This is a genomic window from Fulvimarina endophytica, from assembly GCF_003403015.1.
Classification (GTDB): Bacteria; Pseudomonadota; Alphaproteobacteria; order Rhizobiales; family Rhizobiaceae; genus Fulvimarina; species Fulvimarina endophytica.
Genome location: NZ_QURL01000008.1, coordinates 1 through 16,778, shown reverse-complemented (window position 1 = coordinate 16,778; position 16,778 = coordinate 1). Strand labels below are relative to the sequence as shown.

Annotated in this window: 11 protein-coding genes; 7 read left to right on the top strand and 4 right to left on the bottom strand. The window is 66.2% G+C overall.

Going from position 1 to position 16,778, the window contains the following annotated elements; translation table 11 throughout:
* The first annotated feature begins 27 nt into the window (after positions 1–27).
* The 4 genes from DYI37_RS16800 to DYI37_RS16785 all read left to right on the top strand — a co-directional run bounded on the left by DYI37_RS16800 (position 28) and on the right by DYI37_RS16785 (position 4,473).
* Entirely contained in the window at positions 28–960 is a 933-nt protein-coding gene (locus tag DYI37_RS16800) for a hypothetical protein (RefSeq protein WP_116684440.1), read from the top strand.
* A 146-nt stretch (positions 961–1,106) separates the two neighbouring features.
* The gene (locus tag DYI37_RS16795; protein ID WP_158555198.1) at positions 1,107–1,730 is read left to right on the top strand and encodes a class I SAM-dependent methyltransferase; all 624 of its coding nucleotides are present in this window, start codon (positions 1,107–1,109) and stop codon (positions 1,728–1,730) included.
* The gene (locus DYI37_RS16790; RefSeq protein WP_116684438.1) at positions 1,727–2,950 is read left to right on the top strand and encodes a glycosyltransferase family 4 protein; all 1,224 of its coding nucleotides are present in this window, start codon (positions 1,727–1,729) and stop codon (positions 2,948–2,950) included. Before DYI37_RS16795 ends, DYI37_RS16790 begins: the two co-directional genes overlap by 4 nt.
* Complete coding sequence (locus DYI37_RS16785) at positions 2,947–4,473, top strand: class I SAM-dependent methyltransferase (RefSeq protein ID WP_158555197.1); 1,527 nt, start codon at positions 2,947–2,949, stop codon at positions 4,471–4,473. Before DYI37_RS16790 ends, DYI37_RS16785 begins: the two co-directional genes overlap by 4 nt.
* Positions 4,474–4,537: 64 nt before the next feature.
* On the opposite strand, the gene DYI37_RS16780 is transcribed toward DYI37_RS16785, so the two are convergent.
* The 4 genes from DYI37_RS16780 to DYI37_RS16765 form a co-directional block, all read right to left on the bottom strand.
* Complete coding sequence (locus DYI37_RS16780; protein ID WP_116684436.1) at positions 4,538–5,263, bottom strand: CmcI family methyltransferase; 726 nt, start codon at positions 5,261–5,263, stop codon at positions 4,538–4,540.
* Between the two features lie 170 nt (positions 5,264–5,433).
* Positions 5,434–7,173, bottom strand: a complete 1,740-nt coding sequence (locus DYI37_RS16775) for an SEL1-like repeat protein (protein ID WP_116684435.1) — start codon at positions 7,171–7,173, stop codon at positions 5,434–5,436.
* Complete coding sequence (locus tag DYI37_RS16770; protein ID WP_116684434.1) at positions 7,170–8,525, bottom strand: HlyD family type I secretion periplasmic adaptor subunit; 1,356 nt, start codon at positions 8,523–8,525, stop codon at positions 7,170–7,172. The genes DYI37_RS16775 and DYI37_RS16770 overlap by 4 nt, the downstream gene beginning before the upstream one ends.
* A complete protein-coding gene (locus DYI37_RS16765; protein WP_116684433.1) occupies positions 8,497–10,779 on the bottom strand; it encodes a peptidase domain-containing ABC transporter in 2,283 nt (760 codons plus the stop codon). The genes DYI37_RS16770 and DYI37_RS16765 overlap by 29 nt, the downstream gene beginning before the upstream one ends.
* 733 nt (positions 10,780–11,512) lie before the next feature.
* Here DYI37_RS16765 and DYI37_RS16760 point away from each other — a divergent pair.
* The 3 genes from DYI37_RS16760 (at position 11,513) to DYI37_RS16750 (ending at position 15,863) form a co-directional block, all read left to right on the top strand.
* Positions 11,513–13,273 carry a class I SAM-dependent methyltransferase gene (locus DYI37_RS16760; RefSeq protein WP_158555196.1) on the top strand — a complete coding sequence of 587 codons (1,761 nt, stop codon included), beginning with the start codon at positions 11,513–11,515 and terminating at the stop codon, positions 13,271–13,273.
* A gap of 10 nt (positions 13,274–13,283) precedes the next feature.
* Positions 13,284–14,336 (top strand): rhamnan synthesis F family protein, encoded by a 1,053-nt coding sequence (locus DYI37_RS16755; RefSeq protein ID WP_199520188.1) that lies wholly within the window; start codon positions 13,284–13,286, stop codon positions 14,334–14,336.
* Positions 14,337–14,444: 108 nt separating this feature from the next.
* Positions 14,445–15,863, top strand: a complete 1,419-nt coding sequence (locus DYI37_RS16750; protein ID WP_116684430.1) for a methyltransferase domain-containing protein — start codon at positions 14,445–14,447, stop codon at positions 15,861–15,863.
* The last annotated feature ends 915 nt before the right edge of the window (positions 15,864–16,778 follow it).

Sequence of the window (16,778 nt, the reverse complement as noted above, 5' to 3'; positions counted from 1 at the left end):
TGATGTTTGCGGGCAAAGGACCCTTTGATGGACGCCAGTAATCCCACGAAGTCTTCCGAAAAGGTCGCCTCTTCGACGCAGATCTTCACGTTCTCGCCCGGCCTCTACTCGGTGACCGTCACCGATAACCGCTACCTGAACACCCAGGACAAGGTCGCTCTGCCGGCCCTGCACATCGTTCCGGTCGACGGCGCCGAGCATGTCGACCTTCTCGGCTCCAAGACCGCGCCCTGGCTCTCGCGCATCGGCGAAGCGGTCGTCATCCGCGTCGCGGACGGGGACGCGGCGCTCGCTTTCGTGTCCCTGAAGCCCGCAGATCGGCCCGACGCGGCCATCGGCATCAATCTCCAGCGCATCGATGCGGATGGGCCGAAGGCGTCCGCGCCGGCCGCCCTCTCCTATGCGGGCGCTCAGCCGGCCCCGGGACTGGCCGGCCGCCCTGATATCGGTGCGTCCCGCAACGGAATGGACCGTCGCGGCCCCGCAGCCCAGGCCCCCGGCAGCGTGATGGGTCAGAACGTCCTTCGCTGCGAGGTTCTCGTCCATGTGCAGCGCTATGGCGACATGCGCGTCTCCGATCTCGGCTGGGCCGGGCTTCAGGGCCAGGGCAACTGGATCGAGGCGGTCGCCATTACCCCGCTCGAGAGCATTCCGCGCGCCAGCCTCGAATACAAGGGCCTCACGGCCGGCGGCGTCGAGACGTCCTGGATCCGCGGCGGCGACCTGTGCGGCAGCCGCGGCATGGGCCAGGCGCTCACCGGCATCGCCATCCGCCTGACGGGCGAGGCCGCGCAGCGCTACGATGTCAGCTATGAGGGAAGCTTCGTCAGCGGCGGGCGTGGAGCGAAGGGTCAGAACGGCTCCCCCCTGCGCTCCGACCGCATCGGCGATGCGCTCGAAGCCCTGCGCGTCTTCATCGTCGAGCGTCGCACGGAAGCCGATCAGGGACGGATCTTCTGACCATCGCCCGAGCGCGGAGCCGCTTCGCGCGCGGATGATCGCGAGACGGGCGTCGCAGCGCCTGCCTGCGCCGAGGCCTGCGAGCCGGTCCCGGCGGGCTCGGCCCTGAAGATCCGAGCGCTTCACACATGAGGAAACGATCGTCCATGTCCCTGGAAGAGCATCGCCTGCCCAGAGTGCTCAATGTGGGAAGCGGACCGCCCGGCGCGGACGATCGCTTCACCGCGCAGTTCGTCAGCGGTGGCGGCTGGCAGGTCGTGCGCGCCGATGTCGATCCCAATGTCGCGCCGGATGTGGTGGCGTCCGCGACCGATCTGTCGGCCCTTCAAAGCGACAGCTTCGACGCTGCCTGGTGCTCGCACATCCTAGAACATCTCTTCGCCCACGAGACGGAGACGGCGGCCCGCGAACTCTTTCGCGTCCTCAAACGCGGCGGCACCCTCTTCGCCTTCGTGCCGGATGTGGAAGCGGCAGCCCGCGCGGTCGCCTCGGGCGGGCTCACCGAACCGGTCTACATCTCGCCGGCAGGTCCGATCACCCCGCACGATATCCTCTATGGTCACGGCGCCGCCATCGCGGCCGGACGCACGGCCATGGCCCATCGCAGCGGCTTCACGCCCAATCGTCTAGGCGAAGCCCTGCACCGAGCCGGTTTCGATCCTGTGGTCGTCCAGCGCACGACCGAGTTCGAGATCCAGGCGAAAGCCACGAAACCGCTCGGGGACTGGTCGCCCGAACTTGGAACCTACAGGGACTCGCCCTTCGCATGAACGTCCTGTTCGTGCATCAGAACGCGCCGGCCCAGTTCGCCCATGTGGCGCTGCGGCTCGTCGCCGAGGGACATCGCGTCGTCTATCTCACCCAGCTTCTGATGAAGCCGCTGCCGGGGGTGGACGTGCGTCCGTATCAGCGGCATCGCTCCCCATCGCCCGAGACCCATCACTATCTGACGGATCTGGAATTCGGCGTCCTCAACGGGCAGGCCGTCTACGAGGCGTGCCGGAGCCTGCGCGCTGAGGGCTTCGATCCCGATGTGATCGTCGGTCATTGCGGATGGGGCGAAACGCTCTTCATCAAGGATGTCTGGCCCGGGACGCCGGTCCTTTCCTATTTCGAGTTCTTCTACCGCTATGACGGCGCCGATGTCGGCTTCGATCGGGATGCCGTCGTCAACGCGGACGACCCGCCGCGCATAAGGGCCAAGAACGCCATTCCCCTCCTCGCCTTCCAGACCGCCGACTGGGGCGTGACGCCGACCTTGTGGCAGAAGTCGGGCTTCCCCGCCTACATGCAGGAGCGCATCACCGTCCTCCACGAGGGCATCGACACGGCCCGCGCCGCGCCGGACCCCGACGCGCTCCTCCTCGCCAAGGGCCAGCGCTTCAATGCCGGCGAGGAGATCATCACCTATGTCGCGCGCAATCTGGAGCCCTATCGCGGCTTCCACATCTTCATGCGCGCCCTGCCCGACGTGCTGCGCCGCAGGCCCAATGCCCGGGTCCTGATCGTCGGGGCCGAGGGCGTGAGCTACGGCACGCATCACAGAAGCGGCCGCACCTGGAAGCAGGTGATGCTCGACGAGGTCGGCGCCGGGCTCGATCTCGACCGCGTCCATTTCCTGGGTCACCTGCCCTACGAGCAGTATATCGGCATCCTGAAGGTCTCGGCCGTCCACGTCTATCTCACCTTCCCCTTCGTTCTCTCCTGGTCCTGCCTCGAAGCCCTGAGCACCGGATGCCTCCTTCTCGCCTCCGATACCCAGCCGGTGGAGGAGGTGATCACCGACGGAGAGAACGGCATCCTGTGTGATTTCCACGATATCGAGGCGCTGACGGAGCGCCTCGTGGACATTCTCGCCAATCCGGACGCCTATGCCGCTCTGCGCCGCAGGGCCCGCGAGCGATGCATCGAGAGCTTCGATCTGGAGACCGTCTCCCTGCCCCGCTACCTGAGGCTGATCGACGAGGTTCGGCAGGGGAAGACGCCATGAGCGGATGGGGACAGGGCTACATCACGGATATCGGCTACACCCGCACCCATTTCCGCGAACTCATGCCCCGTTACCTGGCGCTGACGGCGCTTCTGCAGGGGTTTCGGCCTCCCGATCCGGACCAGCCCTTCCGCTATCTGGAACTCGGCTGCGGCCGTGCCCTCAGCCTCGTCGCAGCAGCCGCCGCCCACCCCGAATCCACATTCGTCGGGATCGACTTCAATCCCGAGCACGTCGCCTCCGCCCGCCGGCTGATCGCATCGGCCGGGCTCGACAATGTTGTGGTCCACGAAGCCGATTTCGAGAGTTTCGCGGCCGGTGCCTTGCAAGGAGAGCCCTACGACTTCGTGACGCTTCACGGGGTCTTCAGCTGGGTCAGCTCGGACAATCGCGATCATATCGTCTCGATCCTGTCGCGATGCGTCGCGCCGGGCGGTCTCGTCTTTCTCAGCTACAATGCCATGCCCGGCTGGGCCCCCATGATGCCGCTTCAGCGCCTCTTGCGCGCGAAGGCGGAAGAGGTGACCGGCCGCAGCGACCAGCGCATCTTCGAGGCGATCGATTTCGCCCGGCGGCTCGGCGAGGCGAAGGCCGGCTATTTCACGGCGAATGATGGACTTTCGGCCCAGCTGACGCGCATCGAGGGTCAGGACGTGCGCTATCTCGCGCACGAATATCTCAATCAGAGCTGGACGCCGCACGCCTTCCCGGACGTCGCGGACGCGCTCGCCCCGGCCAAGCTCGGCTTCGTGGGATCGACCCATTTTCCCAACAACGTGGATCGCTTCGTGATGTCGGGCGAGTTGCAGACGCTCGTCGGAACGGTGTCCGACTGGCGGCTCCGGGAATATACGCGCGATCTCGTCGTCAACACGGTGTTCCGGCGCGATGTATGGGGACGCGGAGCCGAACGGCTGTCGCAGGACGAGCAACAGCACCTCCTGTCGCGCATCCGGCTCGTCGCCATCGCCGATTTTCCCCAGCCGCCGACCGCCTTCGCCATTCCCGTCGGCGAGATCCGCTTCTCGCAGGACATGGCCCGCATCGTCTGGTCGGCGCTGCAATCGGGTCCGATGAGCATCGAGGAGATCGGACGAAGCGTCGCCTTCTCCCGCGAGAACTGGCTCGATTATCTGACGCTGCTCGTCCATGCCGGCAGAGCCCATCCCTGCCGAAGCGCGGGGACGGTCGCCGCCGCAACGAGGGACCGGGCCCGGCGCCTGAACGCCGCTCTTCAAGACGAAGCGCGCGTGCCGGCCGTCGCAGCCTTCCTTGCCTCCCCGCTCCTGTGCGGCGCACTGCCCCTCGATCCGGCCGACCAGCTGCTTTACCGCCTCTGGACGGATCATCCGGAGATGGACGACGCCTCGCGCGCCGACCGTCTGCGGAACGCGATCGCCGACCACTCCCTCATTGCGGTGCCCGAAGGCGGCAGTCTCGAGGAACTGATGGCGGAGCGGGCGAATGCCGGCGCCGTCGCGGCGAGACTCCGGATGTGGAGAGATCTCGGCATCGAGCCCTGAAGCATCGCGCCGAAAAGCCGCTCCGGTTTCCGGATCGTCCGATGCGTCGTCGAGCCTCCGGGGCTCAGCCGCGACGCTTCAGATAGCCCTTCGGATTGAGCGTCATCAGGAAGCGTTCGCAGGCCGGATCGGAGACGAAATCCTCCGTCTCGGCCAGAAACGCTTCGAGCGCCTCCATGGGCCCCGGTCCGAAATCGGGCAGGGTCGGATGGCCGTTCACATTGGTGTCCTCGACGATGAGATAGTCGCCGGGCTTGACCAGCGGCGAATAGGCGCGCAGCTCGGCAAGGACATGGTCCCGGCTGTGGTCGCTGTCGAGAATGACGAGGCAGCGCCCGTCGCCGACCGTTTCGCGGATGCCCGCGAGCAGCTTTTCGTCGAGACTGGAGCCGTTGAGATAGGTGATGCGATCATGGACCGGCCGGATCGAGACGAGGCTCTCGTCGATATCCACGCTGAGGACGCGGCCATGGCCCATCTGGTCGCAGACGCTCGCCATGAACAGGGCACTGCCGCCGAAGCGCGTCCCGGTCTCGACGATCACGTCCGGGCGGCGGGAGACGATCAGTTCCTGATAGAGCCAGAGATCCATCGGGCATTTCAGGGTCTCGTGGCCGAGCCAGCCGATCGAGATGGTCTGGCCGCCCTGAAACCAGCGGCGATAGTAGAGGTCGTGGAAGCGATCGACGATCTGGCGATCCTCATCGCCGAGGGGTGGCCCCTTGGGTGCCGGCTTGAAGGGTCCGACCTTGAAAGGGGACGGGGTCTTTTTCGACGAGAACGGCCACATGGCTTCAAAAGCTCCTGAAACGGGAAGCCTTCGGGGCCTCACCAGGGGCGCCGGTAGCCGGATTGGCGGCCCGGCACAAGACGCGCGCGTCTTGTCCGGGCCGAAAACGCCGGTCCCGGCCGATGGGTGAAGGAAGGTTCACGCGGAAGGCGCGGACGGTGCGGGCGAACTCAAGCGGTGCTCGGCTCGCCGCCCTTCGTCTCGGGCGCAGCTCCAGTCTCGTCGCCCACCTTGGCACCGGCATCGGAGGCGTCCGGAGCGTGCAGGATCGCGGAGAGGAGATCGGCCGCCCGCCTGTCGCCGGCCGATGCGCCGCGCGTCAGCCAGTGCCTTCCCTCGGCCATGTTCTTGTCCGGCCGCCAATGGGCGTAGAGCTCGCCGAGCGCCGTCATGGCCACAACCTCGCCGGCATCGACGGCCTTGCGCAACCAGAGTTCGGCCTCGACGTAATCGGGCTCGCAGCCGAGGCCCTGCATCAGGAACCGGCCGAGATTGACCTGTGCGAGCGCGATGCCGGCTTCGGCCGCCGGCCGGGTCCAGATGATGGCCTGCGCGTAATCCTGGGGCACGCCGTCGCCGGCGGCATAACCGGCGCCGAGGCGGAACCGGGCCATCGCGCTGCCCTGTTCCGCAGCCTTGCGATACCAGTCCATGGCGGCGGTGGAATTGCGCTCGGTCCCCGCCCCGCTCTGGGCCATGAGGCCGAGACTGTAGACGGCGTCGGCAACCCCCTGATCGGCCGCGCGCCGGAACAGGGTTTCCGCCCCCTTCAAATCCTTCGGCCCGCCGATGCCTTCGGCCATCAGCGTGCCCAGCCGGCATTGCGCCTCGCCATCGCCCTGATCGGCGGCCCGGGTGAGCCAGGTCCGCGCCTGGACGGCATCCTTCGGAACCCCGATCCCGCCGATGAAGAGCAGGCCGTAGATGCGCTGCGACGGCTTGTGGCCGAGTTCGGCGGCCATGCGATACCAGTTCGCAGCCTCCGTCGGATTGGGATCCAGCAATCCGCCGCCGGTGCGGTGCAGGTCGCCGAGAAGCGCCATCGCCTCCGTATCGCCGACGAGAGCCGCCCGTCTCAGCAGCGTCTCGCCGCGCGAGGCGTCCCGCTCGAGGCCCATGCCGTGGAGATAGAGCTGGCCGAGCGCGCGCTGGGCACTGCTGTTGCCGAGTTCAGCCGCCTTGCCGAGCCAGTGGGCCGCCTGCTCTTCGTCGCGCTTGGAGGCGAAGCCATAGAGATATTCGAGGCCGAGATAATAGGCCGCGGTCGGGGTGCCGAGTTCGGCCGCGCGGCGATAGAGTTCGGCCGCACGCCGGTGATCGGGCTCGCCGAGCCATCCGCCGGCCAGCAGCGTGCCGAGCCCCAGAAGCGCCTGCGCGCTGTCTTCGGCCGCGGCGCGCTCATACCATTTGGCCGCCTGCGCCGCATCGATTTCGCCGCCCCAGCCCGCGGCCAGCAGATAGCCGATCAGTGCCATGGATTCGGTGTGGCCGGCCTCGGCCGCAAGAAGCGCCCATCGCCGGGCCTCGGCATGATCCGGCTCGACGCCGAGACCGTGCGGAAACAGCACGGAGAGCGATTGGGTATGATCGGCGACGTCGGCGGGCGGGCGAGCCCCGTAGGTCAGCACCAGAGCGAGGAGGTAACGGGCTTCCAGATGGTTCTGGTCCGCCGCCTTTCGCAGCCAGTGGACGGCATCGCCCGCGCTTCCCACCACGCCCTTCCCGGTCTGGTAGAGCCGGGCAAGCTCGAACTGGGCCTCCGCATCGCCGTCGCGGGCGAGTTCGAAGAAGAGCTTGGACGCCTGTCCGTGGTCGCCCCGCTCGAGCGTCCGCTTGGCCTTCTCCAGCCGCGCGCCATGGCCGCCGCCGAGGCCGACGGCCGTTCCGAGCTTGCGGAACAGGCCGCTCATGGCTCCCTCAGCGCGGACGAGAAGGCATCGGCCAGTCCGCCCGTCAGCGAGGCGAGGATGCTGCGATCGCCGACGACGATGTCGGCGGTCACGGGCATGCCCGGAATCACCCGGAAATCGGCCGGCACATCGCGCAGCTCTGCCTTGTCGATGGCGACACGGGCCCGGTAGTAGACCTCGCCCGATCGCGGCCCCTCGGTCCGCGTGAAGGAGTCCTGGCTGATGTTCCGCACAACGCCCTGTGCGGTCCCGTGCTCGTTGAACGGATAGGCGTCGAACTTGATCTCCACCTTGTCGCCGACCGCGACGAAGCCCTGGTCGGCACCGTTGATGTCCACCTCGAGTTCCAGTTCGGCATCGACCGGAACGAGACGGAAGATTTCCCTCGCGCTCTGGATGACCGAGCCGACCGAGACCGGGGCGACTTCGAGGACGACGGCGTCGCTCACGGCCCTCAGGGCGACGAGGCTGTGCCGATAGGTCGCCTTGGCCAGCTGTTCGGACACCTCGTTCTTCGTCTGGCGCGCAGCCAGAAGCTGGTCGACCGTATCGGCGCGCCACTTCTCCTCGAAGGTTTCGCGCTCGGCCTTCAGGGCTTCGAGCTGATGGCTCGCGGTGATGGCGATACCCTGGCTCTCGGCGAGCGAGCGCTCGACCGAAAGCCTGTCGTCGATCGCCTGGATGGAGTTGAGCCGGCTGCCGGCCGAGGTGCGCTCGAGCTTGGCGCGCATGTCCACCACTTCGCCGAGGAGTTCGTTGCGCTCCGACAGGAGAGCGCTCTCGTTGCGGCTGCGCTGGAGATCGCTGCTGGTCGCCGCGATCTTCTGCTCGTAAGTGGCCATCGACGCCTTGAACTCGGCCGCACGGTGCTTGAAGACCGCCGTCTGGAGCTGGGAGAATTCGTTGTCCGCATCGGGATCGTAGGCGATACCCGCGATCTCGGCATTGAGCCGGGCGATCTCGGCATCGAGGCTCGCATCACGCCGCTGCAGCGAGTCGACGTCCGCATCCGTGATCGTCGGATCGAGACGCGCAAGCACATCGCCCTTGGCGACGATGTCGCCGGGCCGCACCTCGATACTGCTGACGACGGACGTCTCGAGCGGCTGCACCACGATCGTCGGCGTCTCCGAGACGACCATGCCGCGTGCGACGACGACCCGCTCCAGCCGCAGGATCGCGGCGAGCGCGATCGCCGCCACGACCATGACCGCGAACATGACGACGGCGGCCCGTGCGAAGCCCGGATCCCGCGCCTCGGTGATGGCTGCGGTCTGGGACTGGAAGTAGCCGATCGCCGAATCGGACTCGGCGTCCTCGTTCTTAGGCGTCTTGCGATTGATCAGTTTCATTCTGGGATGTCCCGCCGAGATGTCGGTTTTGCTGGAACCAGAGCTGGCGATAGATTTCGGATTCGTTCAGGAGATCGCCGTGTCGACCGGTGTCGACGACCCGTCCCCGTTCCATCACGAGAATCTGGTCGCAGTCTGTCAGGGAACTGAGGCGATGGGAAATGACGATGACGGTCCGGCCCTTCGCGATCTTGCGAAGATTGGAGTTGACGATCGCCTCGCTGTCCGGGTCGAGCGCGCTGGTCGCCTCGTCGAGAATGAGGACGGCAGGGTTCAGGATCAGGGCGCGGGCGATGGCGATGCGCTGCTTCTGGCCGCCCGACAGATTGGCCGATCCTTCGGCGATGAAGGTGTCGTAGCCGCGCGAAAGGCGCTCGATGAACTCCTCGGCGCCGGCCATGCGGGCAGCTTCCGTCACCTCTTCGAGGGTCGCGTCGGGCTTGGCCGCCATGATGTTCTCGCGGATCGTGCCCTGGAACAGGAAGTTGTCCTGAAGCACCACGCCGAGATTGGAGCGCAGATGATAGAGGTCGATCTCCTTCAGATCGACGCCGTCGATCTTGATGAGGCCCTCATAGGTCATGTTGAGCCCCTGGAGCAGGCGCGTGACCGTCGTCTTGCCGGAGCCAGAGCGCCCCATGATGCCGACGACCGAGCCTTGCTTCGCCTCGAAATCGACCCCGTTGAGGGCGAAGCTGGTCGCGCCCGGATAGCGGAAGCGCACGTCGGAGAAGGTCACGCGACCCTTGATCACCGGGCGCGAGCCCACCATGCCGTCGGGCCGTTCGGGCGCCTCGTTGACGATCGAGCCGACCATGTCGACCGCGCCTTTCACCTCCTGATATTCCTGGAGGAGATTGGCGATCTGGATGAACGGCGCCACCGCGCGGCCCACCACCATGACGAAGAAGATGAGCGTGCCGGCGAGGAACGGCTCGGTCCCGGTCAGGACGAGGGCGGCGCCGAGCAGCAGCGAGCCCGAATAGACGAGCTTTTCGAGCGGGTTCAGCATCGTCTGGGGCTGGTTGCCCAGAAGCTGGAAATCCGTGTTGGCCTTCACCGCCTCGGCCACGTGCTCGTCCCATTCCTGCCGCTTGCGCCCTTCGAGGGCGAGGGACTTGATGGTGCGCATGCCGTGGATGGATTCGATCAACGTCGTGTTCTTGCGCGTTTCGGCCCGGATGACGCGCCCATAGGCCTTGCCCATGGCCGGGATGTAGGCGGCGACGATCAGGCACATGACGAGCGCCACGCCGACGACCGCGAAGGCCATCCGCGCGCTGATGAGGAACAGGGCGGGAAGGAGGAAGATGAGGACGAAGCTGTCGAGAAGGGTGTTGAACAGGCTTCCCGTGATGAAGTTGCGGATCCGGAATACCTGGGTGATGCGATAGGACAGGTCGCCGACGGGCATCCGCTCGAACAATTCGATCGGCAGCCGGAGGATCCGGTTCATGATGAAGACGTTGAGGCGCGCGTCGATCTTGGCCGTTCCGACCGCGATCAGATAGCGCCTCAGATAGCCGAAGGCGGTATCGAAGATCAGGTAGAACACGACGACCGTCGCAAGCACCACCAGCGTCGACATGCGCTGGTAGAGCATCACGTTGTTCACGATCACCATGAACAGGAGCGGCGGCACCAGCGCGAACAGCGCGAGCACCAGCGCCGAAAGCGCGACGCTGCCGAAGATCTTGCGCTCCAGGACGAACTCGCGGATCAGCATGCCCCAGCCGAAGGTCTGGGTCTCCATGGTCCCGGCCGGATGCCGCTTCAGGAGAATGGCCGAACCCGTCCAGACCGCGGCCATGCGGATCTCGTCGATGGCCACCGGCTGGGACGAGGGCGCGGTCGGATCCCTGACGATCGCAACGTCCTGCCCGCCGCGCTGCTCGAAGCTGACGATGACGAGGGTCGCCCCGGTTTCAAGGCGCAGGAGAGCCGGAAGCGCGTCCTTAAGCCGGGCGAGCTGGGCCCATTTCAGACGAACCTCGCGCGCCTCCAGACCATGATCCTTGGCGATCGTCATCAGAAGCTCGTTGGGCGCCTCCGCTTCGCCGATCCGGTAGTCGCGGACGAGCTGCTCGACGGACATGTGAACGCCGCGCTGGCGGGCCGCCATGGAGAGGGCGTGGAGGGCCGTATGATGGCCGGACGTGCCGCCGAAATGCCCCTGCCCCTTCTGGCCATCGCCCGAAGGACCTTCGGTTTCGGCGGGCTTGGCTTGGTCGACGACCTTGAGAACGGAAGACATGGATCGCGCTTCGCTTTTCTGTCTCTCAGACCTTCCCTTTACACGCAAAGGGGAAGGCCTGCCATTGCATTCTGTTCTTGTTTTTATTTCGGCAAACGAGTTCGTCTTTGCTTGGATGACCGGACTTTCATCAAGATCATGTCCACGGCAGAGCGTTCGGCGACCGAACCGCCGTTCGGCGCCGGGTCACGGCCCGCCCGCCGGACCCGAAGGATCAGGCGGCCGGATCGATTGGCGATCTAGACCGTTCGCGATCGGGTTTCCAGCCCGGGGCTTCACCTTCCGGAAGAGACCCGCGTTCCGGGCGCGCGGGCGCGAAAGGCGCGTCCTTTGCTTTCCCTCAAATGGCTCCTATAAGAGCGCGAACGGGCCCGCGCCCGACAGGCCGCCGATGAAGCGCCACGCCTTGCGCCGCCATCCGATCTCGGGACCTTGAGCATGATCGAAGCGATTTTACTCCCGGCGCTCGTGCCGGCCTCCCCGCTCCCGCCGGTCCCTGGTGAACTCGCCTTTCTTCGGGACGCCTGATGGTCCCTCGCGGCCCCTCGCCCCGGTCGCGGCCCACGGCAGGGAACGGAAGTGTGGATGAGGCTCGGCACACCCCGTCAAAAAGTCGGGGCCCTGCCGACTTTACGTTAAGTTCGACTTGCCATCGGGGGGTCGCTTCTGACACGGGGCTGCGTGACGACGCCGAACGCCTGCCGGTTCGGCAAAACGGATGAAGGATGCGAACATGGAATGGCTCGAAGGGCGTGGACCGGAACGACGTTGCCCGGCCTGCCATGCGACGCAGGAGACAGAGCGGGTCCTGAAGATCCGTTCGGCCCTGCCGCCCCGCGAGGAGCTGACGCTCGAGCGGTGCGCGGCCTGCGGCAGCGCCTTCTTCGCCGATTTCAAGGAGCCGGCCTACGAGACCGTGTGGGGCGGCGACGCCGCTCTCTCTTTCTACCAGGAACAGGGCGCGGGCATCGACGTGATGCTGGCCTCGCTCTACGCCGTCCCCCATCAGGGCATCGAACGCTTTCTGGAAATCGGCTGCGGCTTCGGCTTCTCGGTCGATTTCGCGTCGAAGATCCTCGGCTGGAAAGCCCATGGCATCGATCCGGGCCCGGCCGCGCGTCTGGGACGCGAGCTTCTCGGCTCATCGATCGATGCCACCTATCTGTCCCTCGACAATGCGGACGAGCGCGAGGCCGTGGATCTCATGCTGGCCTCCGAGGTAATCGAGCATATCGCCGATCCCGACCCCTTCCTCGCCGTCCTCGCGGCTCATCTGACAGGGAACGGCACCGTTCTCCTGACGACGCCCAATGCCGATGCCGTTCGCCCCGAGACGAGCCCGGCGACCCTCGCCCCGCTCCTGAGTGCCGGCTATCACGTGGTTCTCTATTCGCCGAAGGGGCTCGAAGCGGCCCTGAGGCGTGCGGGCTTTGCGGGGGTCGTGGTGGCCGACTGGGGCCATTCGCTCCGCGCGGCGGCGTCTCACGGAACCTGTGACGCCGATTTCACCCGGCCGCTCGACCGGACGGCCTATCGCGAATACCTTGCCCGCATCGCCGCATCCGCCGAGGCCGGCAGCGCCCTTTCGCTCGGCATGCATGGCCGGCTCCTGAAGGAGCTCGTCAATGCCGGCGACTACGATGCCTGCGAAGACACGATCGCGGCCGTGCGCGCGACGCTCGCCTCGCGCTGGGGTCTCGATTTCGACGCCCCCGAAACCATGCCTCTCGACGGTCCGCTGCCCGGCTCGCTCGACGACCTCTACCGCATCCATCCCTTCAACCTCGCGACTCTCCTCTACATGACCGGCACGCTGGCGCTCGCCCGCAACCGGGACGAGGAGGCCCACGCGCGCTTCGCCGCCGCCGCCAAGGCCTCCGACCGCGTTCGCGCGGTCCTGAGAGCGATCGGCTCCGACGATGGCGAGACCGAGGAGCTCGGCTGGCGTGCCCGCGTCTATGCCACGGCCTTTGACGCCCGCAAGTCCCCGGACGAGGCTCCTGCCGCGCTCGAACGTCTCGCCGTGGGGGCCGATCCTCTCGGCGAGCGCATGCCCGAGCCCCTTCTCGCCAAACTGCGCCGCGACGTCTTCATCGGGCTTGTGGGCGAAGGCCATCACATGGCGGCCGAGCGAGTTGCCCCGCGCATCGAGGCCTCGGATCTGACGGAGGACGAGCGCGGAGTATCCCTAGGTTTCGCCCTCGGGATCCTTGAGCTCAACCACCGCAATTCACCCAAGCGCGCGATGAACCATTTCGCGGGCGCCCGGGAGCGTCTCGACCGGATGGCGGACGGCGGGCCCCACGAGACGGGCTCCTTCGTCTGGGCGGTGCGATACCACGAGGGCATGGCGGCGCTGAGGGCACGCGAGCGCTCCCGCGGCAAGACCGCCATGGAGCCCTTGCTGACGCCCGACGCGGCCTATGGCACCCCCGATCCCGCCGTCGCCGAGGACGCGCTCAAGATCGCCCGCGACTACGGCCTGGCGAGGTGAGAGGCGTCCCATGTTCAGAATGCTGACGGCCCTGATCCGTCTTCCCCTCTATCTGCGCGTTCCTCTCCGGGTGTTCTCCACCTGGCTGCGCCTCGGCTTCGCCCAGTTCATGTATCTGGCGAGCTTCGTGCGGACGGGCCCCTTCGTGCGCCGGGTCCGCACGGGCTCGCGGTCTCTTAATGGCGCGCGCGACGTCTGCGTCGTCGTGCATTTCGACCGGGGCGGCCGGGTCCACGACTTCCTGATGTACTATCTCTACCAGCTGCACGCGATCGGCTTCGAGATCGTCTTCGTCAGCAATGCCGAAGCGCTCGACGAAAGCGATGTGGGGCGTCTGGAGGAGATCTCGGCCCTCATCGTGGAGCGCCGCAATGTCGGCTACGATTTCGGCGCCTGGAAGGACGGGATCGATCTCATTCCCGACCTTGAGGCACTCGATCGCCTGCTCCTCGTCAACGACAGCGTCTACGGCCCGATCCACCATCTCGGACCGACGATCGACCGGATGAACCCGGAGGACGCCGATGTCTGGGGCATGACCGACAGCTGGGACTTCAACTTCCACCTGCAGAGCTATTTCATGCTCTTCCACGCGGCCGCCATCCGCTCCGACGCCTTCGCGCGTTTCTGGAAGAGCGTGCGCTACGTCCAGTCGAAGACCTTCGTCATCCGCCGCTACGAGGTCGGCGTCTCCCGCGCCATGATGCGCGGCCGGATGCGCTGCCGGGCCGCCTTCGCCTATCGCGATTGCGCGCGCCATCTCGTCCGCGCGGTCGTCGAAAGCGATGCCATCGACAAGCTCGATCCGGTTCGCCAGGCTTTCGTTCGCCAGCTCTACAAGACGATCGATGCGGGCGTTCCGCTCAACGTCACCCATTTCTTCTGGGATCACCTGATCGCGAAGATGGGCTTTCCGTTCATCAAGCGCGAACTCCTCCAGAAGAACCCGGCCCGCATTCCCCTTCTCAACTACTGGGAAACGGTGGTCGAGGCGAATTCCGACTACGACACCAACATGATCCTCGAACATCTCGAACTGACGCTGAAGAACCGGACGGTCTGATATCGAAGCGGCATGACCCGGCGGCCGGCGCCGGGATCGTCTCTTCTTCGTCCGCCCTTTCCCGCCTTTCCTCGACGACATCGCTCCCCAACCAGGCTGGATCCCACCATGGTCTCACTTCGCTCCGTCTTCGCCCGCAAGAGCGACCCCCGTCTTGCGATCGCCGAACGGTTCCGGTGCGATGTCGCAAGCCTTGCCGGCATCGAACTGCCGCTGGGAAGCCGTCCGCAGGAGGCCGGACAGATCGATCTCCTGATCCGCGATACTGCGAGCGGCGCCAATCGGCGCGCCTCCTGGTCCCTGCGGGAGAGCAGTCTCGGCGACAGCGTGCCGATCTCCTTCACACCGATGCCGGTCGAGCCCGGCACGATCCTCGATCTGGCGGTCGCCTTCGATGCCGACGAGCATTCGAGCCGGTCGCTCTGGGAAGCCTTCGACAAGCTGAACGGGACGGGGCGCGACCCGATCTCGATCCCGTGCCTTTCGGAGCGGACCGCGATCGAGGAACCGGTCATCGCCAGGCGGTTCTGGTGCGACAAGAACGGTCTCTTCGTGGAAGGCGAGATTGCACGCTCGTCCTCTTCAGTCGAGGACGCCCGCCTCGTCTGCGGTGAGGACAGCGCCGGCCTCGACATCGAACCGCTCGGCGAGGATCGCTCGCGCTTTACCGGCTATCTCTCCTGGCGCGCCGGAACGCCCGTCTGGATCACCTGGCGCTGCGCGGGCGAGACAATCCTCCTCCCCCTCACCCTTCCGCGCGGCGATCTCGAGCCGACCCCGTGGGGCGGCCGCGACCAGTGGGACGAGACGATGACCGAGGCCATGGCGGCCGAAGGCGGCGAGGAGAGCCAGGCGGCGATCTCCTTCAAGCATTTCGTCCGCATGGCCGACGATCCGAAGATGACCGTAGTCGAGGTCGGCGGCCGGGTGGTCGGCGATGCGAGCCAGGCCATGCGCCGCTACATGCCGAAGGCCGGGCGCTTCCTCAGCGTCGATATCCACGCCTCCGACCATGTCGACGTGGTCGGAGATGCCCACTATCTCGACGACCTTATCGGCGCCGAAAGCGTCGATGCGATCTTCTCACTCTCGGTCATGGAGCATCTGGCCTATCCCTGGCTGTTCGCGGCCGCGGTGAACCGCGCCTTGAAGCCGGGCGGCCTGGTCTTCCAGAGCACGCCCCATACCTGGCCCCTGCACGAGACCCCCAACGATTTCTGGCGCTTCTCGGACGAGGCGCTCAAAATCCTGTTCGGTCCCGAGACCGGCTTCGAGATCATCAATGCCGGCATGGTCAACCGGATCTGGCTGTATCCGGAAGAGCGGCGCGGCGCCTTCGTCGACATGCCGTTCAACCACGGTTACGGAAACGCCTATATCTACGCCCGCAAGGTCCGCCATCTGGAGACGGACCTTATTCGCTGGCCGGTCGATCGGTCCGCGAGCGACAGTCTCGCCCGCAAATATCCTGAAGCCGACCGGGCAAGTCGGGGCGCGGCATCGGGTCCAGCCAAATCCGAGGCCTGACACACCGTCGGACGCCGGAGGCCGAAGCATAGGCCCTCCGAGCTTTTCAGATTTTAGGACCATCCGGTGCGCCAGAAAAGAGCCGGAAGTTCTCGCCCGTTAATAGGGCGGGATCTAGCGGGACCGCGACCGCAGGCGCCTCGGGGGCGCCGCGAAGATCATATGGCGCAGGCTCGCATAGGTCTCGAAAAGGCTTGGATAACGCTGCCAGAACGGCCGCATCGGCGAAACATAGGGATTGTCTTCCGGACACATAGTCTCGGCGTTGAGGGCGCGCAGGCGATCGGCATCGAGCTCGCAAGCGACGATCCGGCAAGAGCCTCAAGCGTCTCGCCGGCGAGCGCCACATAGCCTCGCGTCTCGGCGACATGAATGAAACGCCTTTCGGCAGGATGGGCAGCCGTGCCATCGAGCTGCCCGCACTCGGGCGCGAATAGCGGGGCGAGATCGGCCGTCGCGAACGGCTCGAGCGCTCTGCGGCGGAACCAGAACATCGTCCCGGCCGAAAAGGATTTTGCCCTCAATTGCGATCATAATCCATCGTGCGCGTCCTTGTCATGGCAGGGCTTGTCTGACGATTACCTGTTTCGCGCTGCCTTGTCGGCCTCGCGCTGCCTCGTCGGCCTCGCGCTCCCTGATCGCGATCGCCCTCACCCTCCCCGATCGCGATCGCCTTTACTGACCTCGTCCGCCCTTCCCTATTCCCCCTAAGCCTTCCCCATTCCGCCGAGCCTTGGGCTTCAGCTGGGCCTGCCGCGTTGACGTCTCGGCTTGATGGCCCTCGCGCTGGTACGAATCCGTATCCTGTCTTGTCCGGCGCGTTGCGAGGGGTGGCTCGTCGTTTGAGGCCTATGGGGGATGAGGGTACTCGGGCTGGGTTTTTTCCGGAGGTGTTTTTGCGCCCGCCGTCTTTTC